The organism is Brevibacillus sp. (genome assembly GCF_003521185.1).
Taxonomy (GTDB): Bacteria; Bacillota; Bacilli; order Brevibacillales; family Brevibacillaceae; genus Brevibacillus; species Brevibacillus parabrevis.
This window is the reverse complement of the sequence record NZ_DOTK01000049.1, coordinates 94,729-112,872: the sequence shown is the minus strand read 5'-3', so window position 1 is coordinate 112,872 and position 18,144 is coordinate 94,729. Positions and strand designations below refer to the sequence as shown.

Genomic DNA, 18,144 nt, shown 5'->3' with positions numbered 1-18,144 from the left:
ATTACCTCTAACAATCATGTAGGGATTGTTGCTGGGCATAGAGGGGATTAGCCCCCTCTATGCTCTACATACCCTATATACAGAGAACTTCCTATCAAAAATACGGAGGGGTAGTACGTGAATAAAAAAGTTGTTCTTTCTGTCCTCGCGACCGCTGTAGTAGCTAGCATGGCTGCTTCCGCATTTGCCGCACCTAAAACTGGTCTGTATATCGGTGGAAATGTAAAGAAATTCTACTCCAATGACACCCTGATCAACATGACCAAAGATGCTCGCGCTACCTATAAAAACGAGCTGAAAACTATTGGCTTCAAAAATCTCGTTTACGTAAACTTTAAAGGTCAAGGTGCTACAATCCAAGAAATGATCGACCTGGGTGTTAAAGTAGCTATGGCTGATCCTTTGAAACAAAGCGATTTCCTTGAGTCCTATGGCGTGGTACAAAAAGACGGTACTATTAACGGTACTGAAGTTCCTAAAGTAGATCCAGTACCTACTGGCGATCTGAAAGTTGATTCTGTAAGTGCTATTAACTTGAAACAAATCAAGGTAAACTTTAACACAACAGTTGATGCCGAAATTGCTGGTGAAGCTGGATACTACACTGTTTCTAACAATACAGTAACAAATGTAGCAGTTTCTGCAGATAAAAAGTCTGTAGTGTTGACTTTGGGTACACATTTGGTTAACCAAACTGGAAAAGTAACAGTAACAGTAAGTGGTGATATCAAATCTGCATCTGGAGCTCTCCTTGGGGATCCGTTTATTCAAAAGGATGTTTCCTTTACAGATACAGTATTACCAACAGTTACGAAAGTGGCAGCTACTGGTAATAAAAAAGTAGTTGTATACTTCAGTGAGCCAGTTAAAGGTCTTGCAGCAACAGTACCATCTAACTACCTTATTGACGGACAATTGTTCTCGGCTACTTCTGTAACTCTTGATCCTACAGCTGGTGAATTTGTAACGATTGAATTGGCTACTCCACTTACTGCTGGGGCACATACATTGACTGTAAAAGCTGCTACAGTAGAAGACTATGCTACTTTTAAAAACAGCGAAACTACTTCTAACTTCTCTGTTGACGCAGTTACGACTGCTCCAACTGCGAGTGTTGTAAGTGCAACAACTACACAAGTAGTATTTAAGTTTGATCGTGAAATTAAAGGCACTCCAGCTGTTACATTTGGTGGAGTAACTGGTACAGTGCAACAAGATAATGTTGATAAAACTAAATTCACAGTTACTTTCGCAGCTGGTACTATTCCAAATGCAGGTGGTCAAATTACAATTGCGAAAGGCCTTGAAGATCTGTATGGTAACAAAACTACAGAAGATATCAAGCTGTCTTTCCAACCGGCTTTTGATACTGTAAAACCAACTTTGGTTGGTATGACTGCTAGCAGCGAAACAAAAATTGTAGCTGAGTTTAGTGAAGAGATTCAAAACCCAACAAACACAGGAACGTTTGTTGTAAAAGACAAAGATGGTAAAGTAGTTGCTGGTACTACTGTTGCATTTGCAAAAACAGATGCTAACAAAGATATCGTAACAAAAGCTGCTATTACTGGTACGTTTGATCCTGCTAAAGGACCTTTTAAAGTAAGCATTAGTGGAGTTGAAGACCTTGCTGGTAACCCTATTGACGCTATTGTTGACAAAGAAGTTAGCGTTCCAGATAAGACTGCTCCGCAAATCGTTGGTGACATTTATGCAGACGCTACTAACTACAAATTGGCTGTAAACTTCAGCGAAAAAGTAGACCTCACTTCTGCAACAAATCTTGCTAACTACAAGTATGAGATTTCTGGGCAAGGTATTTATTCCCTTCCAACTGGATCCAATGTCTCCCTTGATGCAAGCGGAAAAACTGTAGTGATTACTTTCCCGGCTTCTTGGAAAGTTGGAGCAGATACTAAAACCATTCAAAATGTAGCTAAATTGTACGTCTCCGGCGTGAAAGATTTGGCGAACAACACGATGGTTGACATCGGTAAAACAGTAAATGTCAATGTTGGCGAAACAATTGCAGCAGTTAGCAGCGTTGAAGCAACTGCAAAAGATACACTTAAAGTTACACTTGCAAATACAGGTTCTGTTCCAGCAACGTTGTACGCTGGTGACTTTATTGTTAAAAAAGGTTCCGAGAATGTTGTAGTTAAGAGTGCAACTATTGCAGATCGTGTGATTACACTTAAATTGGCATCTGATCTACCAACCAATGCTGCTTTGGTTACAGTTGAAACAGTAGCAACTCCAGTAGGTACTGCAACTGGTTTTGGAACTGCCTTTAAATTTACCAGCCAAAATGCTTCTGATAAGATTGCACCTTCGCTAGTTCCTGTAGACGGTAAATTGGTTACTACTGGTGCTAGTGTAGCTATCAAGTTTGATGAGGCAATTGCAACATCTGGATCGGTAGCTGCACAAGCCTTCACTGTGAAAGATTCTAATGGTACGCTCCTGAAACCAACTACTGATTATACTGCTGCTGTAAACGGAGAAACTATTACATTGACCTTCACTACTTCTGGTCTGAATGATGTTGTAAGTGTAGCTCTTTCTAACAACAATGTTATTGAAGATGCAGCTCATAACCTTGCAGCTGACTTTACTGCAACAGTGAGTGCTGACAAAGTAGTTGTAGTTCCAGCGCCTGTTCAAACAACTGCACCAGATGTTGCTACAATCGCTGTTACTAATAACCCTGTAGGTACCAATGATACAGTAGTAGTCTCAAGTTTGGTTGCTGGCGATGTTGTGAAAGTATACGATGCAGCAACCAATGGAACTAAAATTGGTGAAGCTACAGTAGCTGTAGGTCAGACTTCTGCTACAGTAACAATTACACAACTTGGAGTTGCTTCTGGAAGTGTGTGGGTGACTGTTACCAACACTGGAAAAACAGAAAGCAATCGCGTTGAACAAACATATTCCGCTGAATAAAATTACGAAACGTTACTTCATAAACTCAGTAACTGAGTGAAAGAAGTGGAGAACGACCCCTAGTCCTTTTAAAGAGGACTAGGGGGACTTTTCTAACTATCTTGTTAAATTGATTGGTGCAATTCCAATCCATGAGAACAGCCGAAGACTCATGTGCCTAATCCTCCTGCACGGAATGCAGTCCTATACCCATTGCTGCCGTGAAGTCAGGTGAAGTCGTACTTGCTTGAAGCAAGGCGGGGCTCCTTAAAAGTTGGCTATGGTCAGGCGACGAATCCATGGTGACCCAGTTCGAGATAGCTGTTGCCAGGTAAACAAGCGCTAGCGGATTGGCAGTAGTCGATATGCGCGAGATCGCATAGACGAGACAGGAACAATTTGGGCTGTTAAACCTGTTTTTCTCGGATTGTATAGTGGAGACCTAAGGTCAGCAAAACAAGGGATAGACAAGGTGGAACGTTTGAAGTCTTGCCGGAAGAGGTGGGTTGGCACCTAAGAGGCCGGGAAGATGGCGGCGGGTTTGTAGTAGTGTCGATGGTCTGCCGTTTGAACTCGTAGTGGTAACACAGGCGAGGAGGAGAAAACTGACCGGAGCGAAGGAACCCAGTCAGCGGATAAGAAGGATGGAAAACTTACAACGGGCATTGTAATGTTTTTCGTAGAACCGATTACAATTGAAAACCAACCAAAGGGATTGCGGGAGATATAGCTGCAGTCCTATTTGTGTTTTTTAGGGGCTTAATTTACTGGTATAATTGTCGCAATTTTATTGAAAAAAATCAGATTTTATGCAACAATCTATATTGCCCATTGTAAACCAGTACATACTCTTACTGTTGATAGTACGCCGTGTGCGATGAAAGTTGCTTGCACGGTGTAGGCTTGACGAAATCCTTGATCTGAAAGGATAGTCAAGAATAGCTCGAGCTTAAACATTGTTAATGGTTCTTTTCATGTTGAAGTTAATACGGTTAAGTCTGACAACACGGATTTGGTTGTATTGAGAGACTCGAACAATAATCCAAGCAGCTCAGGAACTGGAAAAAATGTTAGCAATCTCATCACCGTTACAAACAACTCCAATGCTGTACAATATGAATATGACCCTGTAACCGATAGCTTCAAAGTAAAACAATCCGGAACAGAAGTTGGCAGTGTCACATTCACCAAAGTAGATGGGATGTTTGACTTCAGCGAAGGTGCTTTCATTGACCCTCAGGCATCGATGACTAATGGTTCAGTTGGTCATCTCAAAGCAACACTGAAAGATGCTCAAGATGTAGAAGTAGGCAGTGTCAATGTAGACGTTAATTGCTTTTTGATACCTTAAAATCCAATGGCCAGACTGGAAGTAGTCTGGCTCTTTCTTATGATTTAATGAGGAAGCTTGAAATGGAGGGCGTGGATGAAATTTACCCTGGACGACATAAGAAACGATTTGGAGCTGTACGGGAGATTGATGCGGCCGGAGCATGTATACCTGGTAAGCCAAACGCAAGGTGAACACATTGGCATAGGCGTCCGGGAGTCATCCACACCCATTGCGTATATGGTGGTTCGAATATCGCGTGAACAGTCTCAGGCTTCGATTATCGCTCTAGAGGTAGAGAAAAGTTACAGTGGGTACGGGCTTGAGACAATTTTGCTGCAATTTCTGGAGGGCAAGCTTAAAGAGCAAAGCTACCATTATCTCACTTATGACATCGTTGTACAGGAATCAGAGAATGCTGCCAGGGAGTTTTTGCAGCCGGAGGATGGCTGGGATAGCGGGCAAGTTTTATCTACCGTGTATATCGCAGACATGGAGGAACTGAAATCTGCCAAATGGATGAATACGATACGTGCTCCCCTGCATTTTCGTACATTCAGTTGGGCGGAACTGACTGAAGAAAAGCTGGTTTCCATTCAAGAAGGGTGTAATCGGTGGTATCCGGAGAAATTCTCCCCTTGGCAGGAAGGCTACGACATTGACCATCAACTTAGTGTCGCTCTCCAATACAAAGGAGAGATAATCGGTTGGCTGATGGTCAAGCGGGCAGCCAGCAACATGGCTCTCTTTAAAAGTCTGTTTGTTCGAGAGGAATTTACCAGACTGGGCCGAGCTGGCGTGGTTCTCGTCGAAGGCTTGAAAAAAGTATTGGAGAATCAGGAGATACGATACGCGATGTTTGTTGTGGAAAAAGACAATGCGGCGATGCTGCAAATGGTCAGAAAGCATTTTACTCCTTATATCATTCGGCGAAAGAAGCTCATTTCGTTTAAGAAGAGCATTTTGTAGGCTGGATTTTTCAATCACATGCTCAAGTTTGTTTCGTCTGTTATGTAAATCAGGAACGAAAGTGGAAGTAAAACAGGATGGTTTAAAGAAGGTTGTAAAAATCAAAAACGGTGGCAGCACCCAAATCTAGCTCTGTCTCTCTATCGGAGATGCAGGGCTTTTTGTTATGTAAAAAGCGAGTGCAGCAGTTAGTGGCCGAGCCGATGAAAGACACTCGATATGGAGATTTTTCGTTAGGAGGGACTGCATAAGCGATTTGTTCAGTGCAAATAAATATACTGAACATGCCCGTTGTATATTTTCACCTTCTTTATTTGTTGATGACACGCCGTATGCGATGAAAGTCGCCTGTGCGGTGTAGGCTCGCTATAATCCGAAGAGATGCAGGGATAAGGCGAGAATAGCGTGAAAGAAATGGAGTGGAAGGCAAAACAAGTGGTGGCAGGTGAGGCTAAGGCTGGTGGCAGGACTGAAATGAACAAGCTGGATTTTGCCAAAACGAGTGCGATGAACGACGGAAGCGTTACGGTTATTTTTGATGATGGCAGCATTCAGCAAAGCAAGAAATGGGCTCGGCAAAGCATTTTCCGGCATGGGTTGCACGAAGAGTGAGTTTGGTTCTTCTAGCGGCAAAAGCGCGTTAATGCTCACCGTTTCGGACGAACTGTATGTTAGTGAGCGGTTGAATGCCAAGGCCGATGGAAGACGGGCAACAGATGGATCAAATTTTAGACTCACACACAAAGCAGAAGACCGTTCGTTTTATAGAACGGTTTTTTTGTATGGCGTTACATTTTAGGCAAAAGGCAGATGCCTGTTTAGAATTTGTTCAGTTGCCCCTGATACAATAAAAAGGCCGTACCTGCCACAGGACATGTCCAAAGTTCTGGGAGGTGAGTGTGATGAAACCTGTATGGAATTTCTTTATTATCCCTGTTATCAAATGCAATGGGTGCGGACATGAAAAGCTGCATAAAACCGATCATAAAGACCAGATGTTCAAAGACATGATTGATGGTCAGGTTATCGAGATCGAAGTGAGGCGACAACGATATCGATGTCCGATGTGTGGAAGCAAGGAATGGGACAAAGTCGTCGGGGCATCCTCTTATTCGAAAAAAAGCAAGCGGCTGATCGACTGGGAGAAACAGCTCGTGAAGGCGCAACAGAAGCGAGAGTAATGGCTGCTCACGCTCAATAGGCAAGTCTGTCGGAAAGCTGACAGGCTTTTTTTTCGTGAAAAAACGTTTCGAGGGTGTTCATGAGCAGGGATGTGACTGCTTTTGACCAATCAAATGGCCATGATTATTGCAAATGGAAACATCTTCTATATTACTTTTTACAATATAAATAGACGGCCAAAAACCAATATACTATACTGAATAACAAATAACATAATTAGTAAATAAAAGTAAATTAAACGAAATAATCCTTTCTATTGGACAGGAATGATGCCAGCTTGCACAATGCTTTGCTTACGAACAAGAAAAAGCTGTTAGTTACCGGCTTGTCCATTCTGACGGTGTCTTCCCTTACTTATTTGGCCGTGTTTGCAGAGCGGCTTTCGCCTGTTTCCCCGACAGAGACGTTTATCCGGCAATACATGACGAATCCGAATGGCACGTTGGCTACTTATTTGCAGGAAGCCCGTTCCACGAATGAAGACATAGCGGCAGGCAGAGAAGTGCTGTCTGAGTCTCTCGGCATATGGATGCAATATGCGTGGGTGAAAGGTGACCGGCAATTGTTTGCCGACAGCTTTCGGTTGTTGCGGACTTTTTTTCTGTCTCCACAAAACCGAATTTACTGGAAGCTGTCGCCGGACGGGCAGCCGCATGTGACGACAAATGCTCTCGGGGATGATCTGCGAATTGTCGATGCGCTCTGGAAGGCGGCTGACAGTTGGGAAAATGAGGAATACGCAAAAGCGGCAGAAGCGGTAACACAATCGTTATTCGCTTCGTCCATACAACATGGATATCTCGTCGACTTTTATGACTTCGCAAAAAAGGAGTCTCCGCAGACACTCAGCCTCGTTTACGTCGACATGTCCGCCCTGAAAAGGATGGCGGATCACAACAAAATAGATGCGAATGTGTACCAGCGCTACCGTGATCTGTTAATGAACATGCCGAACGACGGAATATTTTACCCTAAAATATTCCACATCGAGAATCAAATGTACAGCTATGCTAACTCGGTGAATCTCATTGATCAACTGATTGTAGCGATAAATCTGGCAGAGGCCGGGCGTACGCCTCGGGAGCTGGTTGTTTTTTTGAAAAAGGAGTTCGCGCAGCAGCACCAATTGCCGGGGCGCTACGACCGGGCTAGTCGCACAGCAGCTGTGTCCTATGAATCTCCTGCCGTTTACGGATTGGCAATCTTGCTGGCTCTGAAGCTGGATGATCCGCAATGGGCAAATCAACTGCAAGCCAGAATGGTGCAGCTGCGCAGTAATGACTCCCGCTTTTTGGGCGGCTATGTTTTTCAGGAAGATACGCATGCCTTCGATAATTTGGTGCCGCTTTTGGCCGAGGAGGCGCTGCGAACGTATAAGGACTGATGAGAAAACCGAATAAGCAATGAGAGGAGCTGAATTATGAACAACAATTCTCCGACACGCAAGATGGAGATAGGGTACGGCATCTTGCTCCTGCTTACGGTGCTTCAGGAAGCGCTGGTTTATGTCCATGTCTACATAGATCAGTCGTTTGCGATGGTTGAGTTTGTTTTGAGCATGGCTATTTTGCTGGCGCTCCTGCTCGGTTATGTGCTGCCGATGGGGGTATCGGTCGTTTTGGTGTTTGTTTACTTGGTCAGCTATGTTGTTTGGCTGGCTACGTATGCGAATACGAGTGTCATTGTGTACGCCTGGTTGCTGGTCATGCCCGCGAACGTGCTGATTGCAGGGTTTATCAAAACGTACTTGCTGCGCAGCAAGCGACTCGTGGAACGGTTGGAAGAACTGAAAGAAATCAACCCGGTCATTGATCTCGATACGGCACTGGGCAACAAAATGGCCTTTGCGGAAACGATGCTCAGACAGTCTAATCTGGCAAAACGTTATGAGGGAAAATACAGCTTTTGCCTGGCGATGTTCAAAATCGAGTTTTTGCCGTTCGTACAAGAATCTCTTGGCTCAGAGGGGTATTCGCGGCTTTTGCTGGAATTGTCCCAGACGATTCAAAAGCAACTCCGCTTCGAAGATTACAAGTTTTCGCTCGATGAAGGACGGTTTGTCGTGCTGCTGCCGATGACGGACAAGGACTATTTGCGGCAACTGACGGAACGAATTAAACACGCCATGATGAACAAGGATTTTCCGGACAAAAAAGGACGACAGTTGAAGCTTGTCATTCGCTCGGGAGCGCTTGTTTTTCAAAAGGAACAATTCAATCAATATGAGCAAATCGACAGCGTCATAGCGGCGCTTGAACGAAATGCGGAACTTGATCTGATCGGAGAGTACGTGTAAGCCGATCTGGCCAGGAAAAGGGAGGGGGCTTCTTATGTCATACACCAGCTGGTTTATCCCCTTGTGCATTGCGATCAGTATGATCTTCGCCGTTACGATTGTTTTTCTGACGATCGCCACGTTGGTTTTTCGTGACAGAGTGAGCAAAAAATACGATCGGAGGAAAATCAGTGGCTGAGTGGCTCTTGTTGCTCGCAATTATCAGTATTTGGGTCGCGGTGTTTGAATCTGCGTTGATTATGGCTGGAGCCATACGCTTTGTGTACCGGCAGAGCAAAGAGGAATTGGTGATTCCGACGGAGATGGACGCTTTTCCAGCTGTGACGATACTCGTTCCGGCCCACAATGAGGAGCTGGTCATCGCCGCGACAGTCGAGCACATTTTACGGCTGAACTATCCGGCGGACAAGCTGCAAGTGATCGTCATTGCCGACAATTGCACAGACCAAACGGCGCAAATCGTGCGGGCGGTACATGGCAAGCCAGAGTTTTCGCAGCGCAACCTGACTGTTCTGGAACGAACCGGGAAGGGAGGGAAATCGGGAGCGTTGAATGACGCTTTCAAACTCGCTACCGGGGAATGGATTTGCGTGTATGATGCCGACGCCGCACCAGAGAAAAACGCGCTGGCTTTTCTGATCCAAAAAGCGCTGGAGCAACCGGAGCGGTACGGGGCGGTTTTTGGACGGAACAAGGCACGGAATCGCGACCAAACTCTACTCACCCAATTCATCAATCTGGAACTGGTGACCATGCATCGTGTTTATCATACGGGGCTATGGGAGCTTTTTCAGCTAGGGTCTATTCCGGGAACGAACTTTATCGTCAAAAGCTCGCTGATCGCGGAGTTGGGCGGATGGGACGAGCAGTCCCTTACGGAGGATACGGCGATTTCTTTTGAAATATTAAAGCGGGGCCAGCTGATTGCTCTCGCACCGCAGGCAGAGGCGTACCAGCAGGAGCCGGAAAAGCTTGACGTCTACATGAAGCAGCGTCAACGCTGGGCGATGGGGAACTACCACACAGTTATCGGGAACATCTCGCATTTATTTGACAGCACGAGCTGGCGCATCAAGCTGAAGGTGCTGTATTATGCAGCGAGCTACTTTTGGTTTATGGTGGCGATTGTTGTTTCCGACATCATTTTTGTGACGAACCTCGTATACAAGGTGATCTCCTGGTTTCATCCCGAGGTCGTGTCTCCCTTCCAGTTTTCCGAGGATATCTACGTCTACTTGGTCGTGGCTTGGGCGCTGATGTACTCCATGTATGTGCTGCAAATCAATCTGGCTCTGGCTACCGATATCGGTCAAAGCACGACGAGAAACTTCGTCTTGTCTTGCCTCTCGTATTTTACGTATGCGCAGTTGTTCATCGTCATCTCGGTGCAAGCATTTTGGGGACTGCTGGCTGATAAAGTGACAAAAAGAAAGAGAAGATGGTACAAGACGCAACGCTTTACCTGATGGGCTGTGCAAGAGGAGACTCTTTTACTTTTCTTCCGTACTCTTCCAGATGATAGGCAGTTCCTTATGTCAAATCTGTTATAATAAGATGATAGATTGATTGATGAAAAAAGAAACGACTGGTGCCGAGCCGGAAGAGACGGGTGGAGAGAACTGTGAAATACGAAGTGATTTTCTTTGATGTGGACGATACGTTGATCGATTTTGGCATTTCGGAAAAAAATGCGATGGATAAAGCTTTCCACCGTTTTGGAATGCCCGAAGGCTGGCTTGCCTACCAAGCAACGTACAGTGAAATCAACAAAAGACTGTGGCTGGAGCTGGAACAAGGAATCGTGTCACTGGACGAGCTTGGAGTGGAGCGGTTCAGCCGTCTGTTTTCAGCGCATGAGCTGTCCTATGATGCTGTTGCTTTCAACGAAGAGTTTTTGGCCAATCTGGCACAGGAAACGCCGCTGATTCAAGGAGCGCAGGAAGTATGCAGCAGTTTGGCGGGATGCCGCCTGGCTATCATTTCAAACGGCTTTGCCGAAGTGCAGAAAGCGAGAATCGCAGCATCGCCTCTTCGCCATGCTTTCGAACAGTTGATCATTTCCCAAGAGGCCGGGTTTCAGAAACCGGATGCGCGAATTTTTGACTATGCATTTTCCAAACTGCAAGTGACAGACAAGTCGAAAGCTTTGATCGTAGGAGATTCGCTTACTTCCGATATTCGAGGCGGACACAACTACGGGATCGATACATGCTGGTTCAATCCTCAAGGCAAGGAAAATCGGTTGGACATCGAGCCTACGTACGAGATTCGCGATCTGACTCATTTGCTTGAGCTTGTCAGACTGACAGCGGATGAGCGGCTGCCTATATAAGAATATATAATTTCCCTTATATTTCCTGTCTATCGAATGATATAATAATCCTAGGACTTATGATCTAACTGTTTCTGGAGGAATTAGCATGGATCAACCAACTGATCTGTTGCATCGTATCGAGAGCATGCGTAAAGAGTTATCCGAACTTGTTTTGGAAAAAGGAAGCTTTCTGCATCCGACTGTGATCGATATGTCGCAAAAATTGGATGAGTATATCGTCAAATACCAAAAATGCCTCCAGTTACACACATAAATGAGCAAAAAATTATCCACAACCTGTGGATAAACCTGTTATTAATTGACTGAATAATAAAACTATACAAACCGAGCCGCATAACCTGAGGCTGGCTTTTGCTCAAAGTCGCGCTCTGTTGTTATGCGGCTGACTTCATTCGTTGCGGCTTGTTTCGCAGTTTGGCAATCAGCAAGAGAAGCAGCGGCAACAGAATTTGCATGAAAAAGCCGTAGTAAGGAAGCGAAGTTTCGTCGAGATAGTTAAAAACAATCATGTTGGGGATACCCCAAAAACTGAACAGCACGATCAAAAAGCCGATTGGCCATACGAGCGGTCGATAGTCAGTTACTTCCATCAGCTGTGCACTGCCGAGGACGATGACGTAGAAAAATACCGATATTTTGACAAAAGCGCCCAGCACCCAGACTGCCATCACCACAGACTCCAGATTTTCGAAAAAATCGGCAATACTGACGTAGCGCGAAGCAATCATTAAAGGGTAGAGCATGCTGGAAACATCGCTGCCAAACAAGAACAGGGAAAACAAATTGGTGGCAATCATCGTGATGGTTACAGCCAGCACGGAAAGCATTCCCCACTTTCGGCCTTTGCTGCTGTCGGCTAACAACGGAAAGAGAAAAGCCGTCAGCCAAAACTCGCCAAGCCAGATGTGCGGAACAACAGCTCCTTTCAGCGAAGGGACAATGCCGTTTTCCAGTACCGGAAAAAAGTTTTGCCAATCCAGATCAGGCAGCAGCAAAAGGACCATGAGGCATAAGGGAAGTACGAACAGCGGCATGAACAACAGGGCTGCTCGGCCAATTACTTCAATGCCGCCGCGAACAGCAAAGACACAGACCAAAATCATGCTTGCGATGACGACGACGATCGGAGTGTTGAACAGAAAAGCGCCGACGACAAACTCGGCGTAGTTTCTGACGATTTGCCCCGTCCACATCAAGTAGAGGAAGCAGTAGAGCAAGCCGATCAGTTTTCCGGGAATCAACCCGACGATTTGACAGCTGTACTCGATCAGCGTTTGCTGCGGGTAATACTGATGAAGCCGATGGGAGACGTAAACCGTCAGAAAACCGGCGAATGATGCCCAAATGGGAGACAGCCACAGATCGTTATGGGCATAGGTAGCCATCGTTGCCGGCAAGGACAGGATGGCTGTGGCGATAATCGTGGGGTACATCATGACGCCCATCTGGAAAGCCGATATTTTGCCTTTTTCAAGCATAGATGATCACCTCTGGCAGATCACACGCGCCGCCATTTATTTTTTCATCAAATTTCCCCAAGGCTTGAACAGTTCATTCAGCCAAGTGACAGGCCCGGCCATATTGGGCAAATCGAATTGGGCCAATACCCACCCACACAACAAGAGGGAGAAAAAAGCGATTTTGTCTCGAAGCGGCTTCTGCCGCAAAGCTGGAAGCTCAAAGAGAATGATGAGCAGGACAAGCAATGTAACGCCTAGCGTAACGCCCCATCTCACTTTTCTCTCACCTCCTCCTCGGGTATGCCGCCAGGAAGCGTAACCAGGCCAGGTCGGCGAACGTATGCATGAATATCCGTGATTACTTTTACGTTGGGGAAAATGTCGTCCCAGTTGTTTTTGGCTGCCTTCCACTCTTGAGGATATTCCCGATAAAAGTCCGTGGCAAAGTCGAAGATGTCTGCCTTCATTTCGTGCTGCACCTGTTTGAGGGCAAGCTCAATGCGGTCTTCGATGTCCTGTTGAAATGCTTTTTCCACAAGCTTGATCATCTCGGGATTGCTCATGTCCAGGTTCGTGCCGTTTTGCACAACGTCTCCTTCCGTTTTCGCCTTTATCGTCATTTGCCATTGTCCATTGCGGATCGAAGGGATGAATTTGATATCCGAGTGGATGGGGTTGAGAGAGACTGTGCCCTGCACATTTTTAAGCTTGGCGGTGACGGTGTAGCGCTCTACTTCTCCGCGTATCCACATGACGCCGCGCGTCGCTTTTTCGTTGATCTCTCCGACCATCTTGCCTTTTCGAAAAACGGCGGTTCCCATGATGTATGGCGCTGTCTCCAACCCTTTGGCCTCGTTTGGCGGCGGCATGACATCGATCAGGGGGAGAGCGGCAGCATTTGATTTGCCGCGCAGCATTTCTTTTAACTGAATGATCGTGACCAGCATTCCGATATGCATATTTGACATTTCGCGTATGACTTCGGACGAGTAGCGTTCAAGCTCGGGACGAAGCTCCAGGGTCTTCGCTGCCTTGCCTTTGCTGACAAACATGTAAGCTCTTTCGCGCGGTTGCGGGTGGCGAACGAGAAAGTCCATTTCTTCGGCAATTCCCCGTTTTGCCATGTCCTCTCCAAAAATGAATACTTCGCAGTGGCCCCAAAAAATTTTTCGCGGAATCTTCGTTTGCAGCAGAGCGATGGCATCGGCAATACTGGCACCTTTCGCCGACTTTACAAGCGTGAGATTGCCGCCGCTGCTTGTGCTGCCTCTGCCCGCACTAAGGGCGCGGGGGATGAATACTTGGACAGACAGCTCGATCTGATTGTCATCTGCTGCATCAATCGCAGCTCCAGTAATAATCGCCAGATCATTGATCTCGGTTCGGTCCCAGCACCCGCCGAGAAACAACAGCGACATCATGAGAAGCGTCAGCAAAATCCGCTTCATGACGATTTTCCCTCCTGTCTGGCAGGACGCACGAAGGACAACAAGAGGAGCAGCAGAGGCAAAAGAGTCAGAACGAGCGGGCCGAGAAACGGGAAGACGGCCACATCAAACTTGCTGGTTTCCATCAGGCTGGGGATACTCCAAAAACTGAATAGTGTAATGAGAAAACCTAGCGGGAGAACGATCGGGCGATAATCTGACAAGTTGAGCAATTGCGCACTCCCAAGGGCAGTGGCGTAATAAAAGACGGAAATTTTGATGAAGGCGCCCATAATCCAGATCGCCATGACAAGCGATTCCAGATTTTCGAAAAAGTCGGCAAAGCTGACATAGCGAGCGGCTGCCATCAATGGATAAAGCATCGTTGCCACATCGGTTCCGAACAAAAAGAGCACGATCAGGTTGGAGATGAGCAATGTCAGCATGACAGCAAAAACAGAGAGGACACCCCATTTTCTGCCCTTTTCCCGATCGGTCAAAAAGGGGAGCAAAAAGGCAAGCAGCATGTACTCCGTAAACCAGCCTTGCGGAATGAGCGCTCCTTTTAGCGATGGTCCTACGCCGTCTGCCATGATCGGGAAAATCCGGTCGAGCTGAAAGTCCGTGAACAGCAAGACAATCAGGAGCAGCAGCGGCAGGACAAAAAAGGGCGAGAATGCCGTTGCCGCTCTCGCGATTACTTCGACGCCTCCGCGGACGGCAAAAGCGCAAAGCAGCAGCATGGTAGAGATGACGACTACGATTGGCGTTTGGGTGAGAAAACTGCCTACGAGAAACTCCGCGTAGATTCTGACTACCAGAGCGGTCAGCAGTACATATAACAGCATCAAAAATGCGCCGAATGCTTTTCCGAGCAGCTTCCCGAGAATATGCTCGCTGTACTGGATGATCGTCTTTTGCGGATAACGTCTGTGCAAGGCGTCTACGACCAGCACCGTGACAAAACCGATCAAGGAAGCCCAGATGGGGGAGAGCCACAGATCATTGTCGGCGTAGGCGGCAGTAATGCTTGGGACCGTCAGCAAAGCCGTAGCGACGATGGTCGGGTACATGAGAACGGCCATTTGAAAGGCGGATATTTTTCCTTTTTCCAGCATTGCTTCCTACACCTCGCTTTCCCTTGTCTGTTTATGGATCTTCCGAGCGTTCGGGGCCAGGCTTTTGGTCGGGAGCCTGACGGTACTGATTAAATTCTCCGGTGAAGTGGGGGCGCGTCTTCATGGCCCACCATGGAGAGCGGTACAAAATGTCTTTCCATTCTTTTGGTTTGAGCGGGGAAATCCCGGACAAATACGGCACGCCGAACGAACGCAAGGTGCACAGGTGAACCACGATCGCAATGAGTCCGAGCATGACTCCCAACAGTCCGAGTGTGCCCGCGAGAAACATGATCGGAAAGCGCAGCAGTCTGACGGCCGTACCGACGCTGTACCGCGGCACCATGAAGTTGGCGATTCCGGTAATGGCTACGACAATGACCATCGGAGCGGATACGAGTCCGGCGTCAACGGCAGCCTGTCCGATGACGAGCGCCCCTACGATACTGACGGCAGCCCCGATTTGCTTGGGCAGTCTTACTCCGGCTTCGCGCAAAGCTTCGAAGGTGACTTCCATCAAGAGCGCCTCGACCAGGCCGGGAAAAGGCACAGCCTCCCGGGAAGCCGCCATGCTGATCAGAAGAGACGTCGGCACCATCTCCTGATGAAACGTAATGATGGCTACGTACAAGGAAGGGAGCAATAAAGAGATCCCGAGAAACAGATAGCGCAGCCAGCGAATCGCCGTGCTGATGATATAACGCTGGTAATAATCTTCCGCAGCCTGAAAGAGAGCGAAAAACGTCACGGGAGCAATCAGGGCAAAAGGCGTGCCGTCCACGAGAATGACGACTCTGCCTTCCAGTAATGCGGAGCAAGCTGTATCCGGTCGTTCCGTATCTTTTAACTGCGGAAAAGGCGAGGCAGGATTGTCCTCAATCATTTCTTCTATATATCCGCTCTCCAAAATCCCGTCGATCTGGATGCGATTCAGTCGCGCTTTTGCCTCTTCGACCAAGGTCTGGTCGACAATTCCCTCCATATAGGCCACGATCACTTCCGTTTGCGTGTATCCCCCGATTTTCATGCGTTCCATTTTCAAAGCCGGATCTTTGATTCTGCGGCGGATTTGGGAGGTATTCACGTCCAATGTTTCCGTGAAGCCTTCTCGCGGCCCACGTATCCCCACCTCTGCTGAAGGCTCCTCGATGTTTCGCTTTTCCCATTTGGCCAGACCAAGCGACAGCGCCCGTTCTTCTCCTTCCCACAGCAAGACGGGATTGCCGCTGCCGATTTCTTCAATACAGTCGGCAATCGTAGCAAGATTTTTGATGCGAGAGACAGCCAAAACCTGCTCAGCCATTTGCTCCATGTCAGGAAATTCGTTTTCATTTGCTTGCATGAGCGGCGTCAACACGTACTGATCTACGTCTTGAACGGTACACAGACCGCTAATAAACACGACATGCGCCTTGATTGTTTTCCCGATATAAAAAGGCCGAAAAATGACGTCCGAGCATTTGGAGTAGATGTCTTGCAACGTTTGGAGGTTTTCCTTCGTCTCTTTTGATAAGGTCAAATGAGCGTAGGGACTTGGGCTGTTTTGCCTGGCAGGTTCGAGTTTATGCTTGTTTGTTCTCCACCATTTTCGTCCGTTGCGATTCAAGCAAGGTCCTCCTTTCCGACACAGTGAGGCCAATTTTTGTTACTAGACAGTTTGTCCAATTATGAATTTTTATAATCCAACGCTGGCAGCTTTGTCGGCATTTTCACTGTTTTTGCCCAAAAAAAGAACCAGCTGAATCGGTCAGCTGGCGCAAAAGGTATTCCCCAAGTTATTTGTTTAGACACTTCCATTTTATCAATAATGAATAATATTGTAAACTTTCTCATCAAATGGAATTGGCCTCGTTCTGGTGACATCTTTCCATTCCTTGACATCACTGATTCGTACAGGTATCCTAACAAATATTACTCGCCGCTTTCCCCTGGCAAGGCGGGTGGTTTGTTGCCGGACCAAAGACGCGGGAACCGCGCTTGCAGCAGGCGGGTTAATGCCAAGTTTTCTATGTTGCAAAAGGATGTCACTATGCTATAGTGAATGACGAACGCAAACACTATATAGATGTAGAGAAAAGTTGGGAGCGGTGCTATGTTATCCTTCTTGAAGAGTTTAATGGGGAAGACGCCTACCACAAAAGAGGTGCGAGAACAGGTTCAGGAGGAATCCATTCTGTCCGCTTCTGATACCGAACAGTCTCATCAGGAAAAGCAAGGTCTACACAAAACATCTGCCGGCGTCATTACCACGCTGTCCCTGCATGAATCGTGGGAAGCGAATCTGGGTGCGCAGGAGAAATACGCGCTTTCCTTTATGGCACAGGAGCTGGAGCCGCTGCAGGAAGGGAACATTTCCCTCGCTGGAACAGCGCTCGTTCCGCATGATGATGGAATCGAAATCACGGCGTTTATTCGCAACAGTTCGGACCATCCAATCAACCTAAAGGAAATGACGCTGGTGGTATTGTTCGGGGATCAGCAGCTATTTACCCGCCAGACGTTTGACTTTAGCGAGATAGGGGAAATTCCGCCGCGATCTGCAAGACCGTGGTCGTTTGTATTTGCGCGTGAACACTTCCTGCAAGTGAACGTGCTGCTGGCGAACTGGAAGATTGCATTCGAGATGGCACAAAAGAAAATGGTGTTGCCACAGCAGCTGGAACTGGAAGAGTCCTGGATCAAGGCGCTGTCGAATGAACAAAAAAATTCCTTGATCGAGCTGGCGAAAACACTTCCTGCGCTCAATGAGGGAGAAGTAAATATCCAGGGTGTGCAAATTCGTCGCTCCGAGGAAGGCGCACTTCACGTCATGCTTTTGATTCGCAACGGCTCGCCGCAGTCTCTTTCCTTTGAAACGTTGCCGCTTGCTCTCTATGATGCGACAGGAGAAAAGGTGGCTGAAGGAGTGTTTGAACTGGGAAGCTTGACGGTGAATGCCAATACGAGCAAGCCATGGCTGTTTATTTATCCTCCGGAAAGCATTTTGCTGGAGCAGCCGGATCTTTCTCGCTGGCGAGTGAATGTTCCGCAGCAAGCCTAGATTTGCATGAGCCGTATAGAAATGTTTATGATGAAGAGAGAGAAATTGCGTTCGGGTTCGGA

The 18,144-nt window shown here is 47.1% G+C and carries 18 protein-coding genes; 12 read left to right on the top strand and 6 right to left on the bottom strand.

Annotated features, from left to right (window positions below; genetic code table 11):
• Positions 1 to 117: 117 nt before the first annotated feature.
• The 11 genes from DEP07_RS15785 (at position 118) to DEP07_RS15735 (ending at position 11,290) form a co-directional block, all read left to right on the top strand.
• A complete protein-coding gene (locus DEP07_RS15785) occupies positions 118 to 2,946 on the top strand; it encodes a hypothetical protein (RefSeq protein ID WP_287102706.1) in 2,829 nt (942 codons plus the stop codon).
• A gap of 1,000 nt (positions 2,947 to 3,946) precedes the next feature.
• A complete protein-coding gene (locus DEP07_RS15780) occupies positions 3,947 to 4,276 on the top strand; it encodes a hypothetical protein (protein WP_287102705.1) in 330 nt (109 codons plus the stop codon).
• Positions 4,277 to 4,351: 75 nt separating this feature from the next.
• The gene (locus tag DEP07_RS15775) at positions 4,352 to 5,224 is read left to right on the top strand and encodes a GNAT family N-acetyltransferase (protein ID WP_287102704.1); all 873 of its coding nucleotides are present in this window, start codon (positions 4,352 to 4,354) and stop codon (positions 5,222 to 5,224) included.
• A 405-nt stretch (positions 5,225 to 5,629) separates the two neighbouring features.
• The gene (locus tag DEP07_RS15770; RefSeq protein WP_287102703.1) at positions 5,630 to 5,836 is read left to right on the top strand and encodes a hypothetical protein; all 207 of its coding nucleotides are present in this window, start codon (positions 5,630 to 5,632) and stop codon (positions 5,834 to 5,836) included.
• A 290-nt stretch (positions 5,837 to 6,126) separates the two neighbouring features.
• Positions 6,127 to 6,405, top strand: coding sequence for a transposase family protein (locus tag DEP07_RS15765; protein ID WP_122962621.1), 279 nt, complete (start codon positions 6,127 to 6,129; stop codon positions 6,403 to 6,405).
• A 278-nt stretch (positions 6,406 to 6,683) separates the two neighbouring features.
• On the top strand, positions 6,684 to 7,790 hold the full coding sequence (locus DEP07_RS15760) for a glycosyl hydrolase family 8 (RefSeq protein WP_287102702.1): 1,107 nt from the start codon (positions 6,684 to 6,686) through the stop codon (positions 7,788 to 7,790).
• A gap of 36 nt (positions 7,791 to 7,826) precedes the next feature.
• Positions 7,827 to 8,702, top strand: a complete 876-nt coding sequence (locus DEP07_RS15755; RefSeq protein WP_217022128.1) for a GGDEF domain-containing protein — start codon at positions 7,827 to 7,829, stop codon at positions 8,700 to 8,702.
• 34 nt (positions 8,703 to 8,736) lie between these two features.
• Positions 8,737 to 8,880 (top strand): hypothetical protein, encoded by a 144-nt coding sequence (locus DEP07_RS15750; protein ID WP_167470231.1) that lies wholly within the window; start codon positions 8,737 to 8,739, stop codon positions 8,878 to 8,880.
• A complete protein-coding gene (locus tag DEP07_RS15745; RefSeq protein ID WP_173596388.1) occupies positions 8,873 to 10,168 on the top strand; it encodes a glycosyltransferase family 2 protein in 1,296 nt (431 codons plus the stop codon). Before DEP07_RS15750 ends, DEP07_RS15745 begins: the two co-directional genes overlap by 8 nt.
• Positions 10,169 to 10,323: 155 nt before the next feature.
• Positions 10,324 to 11,034: a YjjG family noncanonical pyrimidine nucleotidase gene (locus DEP07_RS15740; protein ID WP_173596389.1), complete on the top strand. Its 711-nt coding sequence runs from the start codon at positions 10,324 to 10,326 to the stop codon at positions 11,032 to 11,034.
• Between the two features lie 88 nt (positions 11,035 to 11,122).
• Positions 11,123 to 11,290: an aspartyl-phosphate phosphatase Spo0E family protein gene (locus DEP07_RS15735; protein ID WP_063230709.1), complete on the top strand. Its 168-nt coding sequence runs from the start codon at positions 11,123 to 11,125 to the stop codon at positions 11,288 to 11,290.
• Between the two features lie 121 nt (positions 11,291 to 11,411).
• On the opposite strand, the gene DEP07_RS15730 is transcribed toward DEP07_RS15735, so the two are convergent.
• The 6 genes from DEP07_RS15730 to DEP07_RS15705 are packed head-to-tail and all read right to left on the bottom strand — an operon-like array spanning position 11,412 to position 16,905.
• A complete protein-coding gene (locus DEP07_RS15730) occupies positions 11,412 to 12,515 on the bottom strand; it encodes a GerAB/ArcD/ProY family transporter (protein ID WP_173596390.1) in 1,104 nt (367 codons plus the stop codon).
• A gap of 36 nt (positions 12,516 to 12,551) precedes the next feature.
• Complete coding sequence (locus DEP07_RS15725) at positions 12,552 to 12,773, bottom strand: hypothetical protein (RefSeq protein WP_122962627.1); 222 nt, start codon at positions 12,771 to 12,773, stop codon at positions 12,552 to 12,554.
• Complete coding sequence (locus tag DEP07_RS15720) at positions 12,770 to 13,945, bottom strand: Ger(x)C family spore germination protein (protein WP_287102701.1); 1,176 nt, start codon at positions 13,943 to 13,945, stop codon at positions 12,770 to 12,772. The genes DEP07_RS15725 and DEP07_RS15720 overlap by 4 nt, the downstream gene beginning before the upstream one ends.
• Complete coding sequence (locus DEP07_RS15715; RefSeq protein ID WP_122962629.1) at positions 13,942 to 15,042, bottom strand: GerAB/ArcD/ProY family transporter; 1,101 nt, start codon at positions 15,040 to 15,042, stop codon at positions 13,942 to 13,944. Before DEP07_RS15715 ends, DEP07_RS15720 begins: the two co-directional genes overlap by 4 nt.
• Before the next feature lie 31 nt (positions 15,043 to 15,073).
• On the bottom strand, positions 15,074 to 16,648 hold the full coding sequence (locus tag DEP07_RS15710; RefSeq protein ID WP_287102700.1) for a spore germination protein: 1,575 nt from the start codon (positions 16,646 to 16,648) through the stop codon (positions 15,074 to 15,076).
• 59 nt (positions 16,649 to 16,707) lie between these two features.
• Positions 16,708 to 16,905: a hypothetical protein gene (locus DEP07_RS15705; protein ID WP_173596393.1), complete on the bottom strand. Its 198-nt coding sequence runs from the start codon at positions 16,903 to 16,905 to the stop codon at positions 16,708 to 16,710.
• A gap of 229 nt (positions 16,906 to 17,134) precedes the next feature.
• Between DEP07_RS15705 and DEP07_RS15700 the strand changes: the two genes are divergently transcribed.
• Entirely contained in the window at positions 17,135 to 18,082 is a 948-nt protein-coding gene (locus DEP07_RS15700) for an accessory Sec system S-layer assembly protein (protein ID WP_122962631.1), read from the top strand.
• Positions 18,083 to 18,144 lie beyond the last annotated feature (62 nt).

Bases quoted from the DNA above. Each gene is read 5' to 3' on its own strand.
- DEP07_RS15750 (WP_167470231.1), top strand. From the start codon at position 8,737: ATGTCATACACCAGCTGGTTTATCCCCTTGTGCATTGCGATCAGTATG.
- DEP07_RS15730 (WP_173596390.1), bottom strand. From the start codon at position 12,515: ATGCTTGAAAAAGGCAAAATATCGGCTTTCCAGATGGGCGTCATGATG.
- DEP07_RS15705 (WP_173596393.1), bottom strand. From the start codon at position 16,905: ATGTCACCAGAACGAGGCCAATTCCATTTGATGAGAAAGTTTACAATA.
- DEP07_RS15720 (WP_287102701.1), bottom strand. From the start codon at position 13,945: ATGAAGCGGATTTTGCTGACGCTTCTCATGATGTCGCTGTTGTTTCTC.
- DEP07_RS15775 (WP_287102704.1), top strand. From the start codon at position 4,352: ATGAAATTTACCCTGGACGACATAAGAAACGATTTGGAGCTGTACGGG.
- DEP07_RS15735 (WP_063230709.1), top strand. From the start codon at position 11,123: ATGGATCAACCAACTGATCTGTTGCATCGTATCGAGAGCATGCGTAAA.
- DEP07_RS15715 (WP_122962629.1), bottom strand. From the start codon at position 15,042: ATGCTGGAAAAAGGAAAAATATCCGCCTTTCAAATGGCCGTTCTCATG.
- DEP07_RS15700 (WP_122962631.1), top strand. From the start codon at position 17,135: ATGTTATCCTTCTTGAAGAGTTTAATGGGGAAGACGCCTACCACAAAA.
- DEP07_RS15755 (WP_217022128.1), top strand. From the start codon at position 7,827: ATGAACAACAATTCTCCGACACGCAAGATGGAGATAGGGTACGGCATC.
- DEP07_RS15765 (WP_122962621.1), top strand. From the start codon at position 6,127: ATGAAACCTGTATGGAATTTCTTTATTATCCCTGTTATCAAATGCAAT.